Origin of the sequence: Niallia sp. MER 6, assembly GCF_023714395.1 — a bacterium.
Lineage (GTDB): Bacteria > Bacillota > Bacilli > Bacillales > Cytobacillaceae > Niallia.
This window is the reverse complement of sequence record NZ_JAMAUK010000085.1, coordinates 1-2009: the sequence shown is the minus strand read 5'-3', so window position 1 is coordinate 2009 and position 2009 is coordinate 1. Positions and strand designations below refer to the sequence as shown.

Genomic DNA, 2009 nt, shown 5'->3' with positions numbered 1-2009 from the left:
TTTTCTTTATAAGATGCTTATTTATGATCTTTTCACAATAACCAAATCTATAAAGTTAAACAAGTTAGATAGCAATATGGAGAAAAACTGCGTATTTAAGAGATAAGTGTTTGTTTATTGAGGGAGGGTAGTGTAAGTGATTATGTTCACAAATCATGCGTGAAATTTATTAGAAACTAAATTATAATTAAGACGTATATGTAAAATAAAGTGATTTTTTATTTATTTTTTTGATGAAGATAGTAAAGATACTCATACTGAATATTGAGTGGAACATTGACCAAAGAATAGAGGAGAAAAATGAAGGTATCAATATTAACTAGTGGTTTTTCGAATGGGTTTACAGATGATTTTGTAAAATGTTTAAGGCAATATTATTATAATAGTGGGTCGTTTCTTTTTATTGCATCTGATTTTTCAGGACATTCTAAAACAGATAGATATACAGAAGAAATTTTGAATATGTTTAGAAATAAAGGTATTTTATTTAATGAATTTCAAGTCATTGATGATCGAATAACCGAAAAGAAGGCAAAGCAATGTATAGAGAATGCTGATATTATTTGGCTTTCAGGAGGAGATACACTCAAACAGATTGCATATTTAAAAGAATATAAACTAATTCCATTTTTACAAAGTAGAGAAGGTATAACTATTGGGATGAGTGCAGGTTCAATAAATATGGCTAAAAAAGTTGTACTGGCTAAGGATATAGATGATAATATTCCAGCATTATCTATTTATGATGGCATTGGAATTGTTGATATTAATATCGAACCACATTTAAATGCTGCGAATGAAGAGCATATAAAAGATATTAAAGAAGCATCTCAGTACGCTACAATTTACGGACTTTATGATAACTCATTTATTATGATAGTCGATGATAAAATTAAAATTTTTGGTAAATGCTTTAAATACGAGAACACTGTTAGGCAAATCGTAAATTAAGTTGTTCAACTAACAGGTGCTTTCCTTAAAGGGAAGGCTTTTTTATGTTGCTATATTTGGCAGAAAAATTAATAAATCTATCTTCCTTTAACAAGGATTCTCAATAGTAAATTCTTTATATTCATTAACTTTTAATACTTTATTATTGTCTAATACAATCTCAAGTGGAAAAATAGCAGAATATTTTTCGGAAAAAAGCCATTTTCTACCTGGTTGCGCTAATATAACGAATATCCCTTTACTTTTTATCCCCATAAAATTTAAATATTTATCACTAATGGATTTATTATCACGTTCGTAAATCTCGTTTTTAATCATGTTATTACCAATGTTCACTGCATCTTCAACAATTAGACCAATTTCAGAAATGTTAAGGATACTATCTGGAGTAAATGTATGCTCACTATCTTGATTAATCCCATATCTAGCAATAAATTCAACAATATTACCTGAAGGGTCGTAGAAATAAAAAGCATGGGCAGGTAAATGGGAGAAATCTCTTTCATCTTCTCCATTTTCTATTAATAATTTTACTCTGTCCTTAGTCCATTGTTTTGCTTCACTGTATTTATTAGCCGGAATATTAAATGCGAAATGATAAAAAGGATCATTATTAGAATTCAGACTAGTAAACGTTAATTTGCTTGTGCCCGTCTTTATTTGGAAACTATGCTCGTCCTCATCAATCAAAGTAAAACCAAGCGTTTTAGTATAAAATATTTTTGTTTCTAATAATTTATTTGAAGTTATTCTTAATGATTTTATTTTCATTATTAATATCCTTTCTTTCTTTAATAGAACCAGGATAACATACTGTGGAATATTATAACAATTCAAGATACTCATGTTATTTTAAGTAGGTCACTTTATTTTTATGTCACAATTTCGGCATCATTCCTATAAGAGAGATTTCAGCTTATGGAGGAAACACGGCAGTTGTGCGGCCGAGCCTAGGTCGTATCATATAGCGGGTGGGATTCCCGCCGAGTAAGAACTAGCCATTCGCTCGTAGCGAGTCTTGGAGGACTGAGGGTAACTTTAGTCTTTAAGCGTAGACA

Annotated in this window: 2 protein-coding genes; one reads left to right on the top strand and one right to left on the bottom strand. The window is 30.0% G+C overall.

Annotated elements, in window-relative coordinates; genetic code table 11:
- The first annotated feature begins 300 nt into the window (after positions 1-300).
- A complete protein-coding gene (locus tag M3600_RS28260; RefSeq protein WP_251648543.1) occupies positions 301-951 on the top strand; it encodes a Type 1 glutamine amidotransferase-like domain-containing protein in 651 nt (216 codons plus the stop codon).
- Between the two features lie 87 nt (positions 952-1038).
- Here the strand turns inward: M3600_RS28260 and M3600_RS28255 are convergent, their stop codons facing one another.
- Positions 1039-1722 carry a VOC family protein gene (locus M3600_RS28255; protein WP_251648541.1) on the bottom strand — a complete coding sequence of 228 codons (684 nt, stop codon included), beginning with the start codon at positions 1720-1722 and terminating at the stop codon, positions 1039-1041.
- Positions 1723-2009: the final 287 nt, after the last annotated feature.

What these genes read in the sequence shown, in the direction of transcription:
- M3600_RS28260 (WP_251648543.1), top strand. Translation starts at nt 301, where the DNA reads ATGAAGGTATCAATATTAACTAGTGGTTTTTCGAATGGGTTTACAGAT.
- M3600_RS28255 (WP_251648541.1), bottom strand. Translation starts at nt 1,722, where the DNA reads ATGAAAATAAAATCATTAAGAATAACTTCAAATAAATTATTAGAAACA.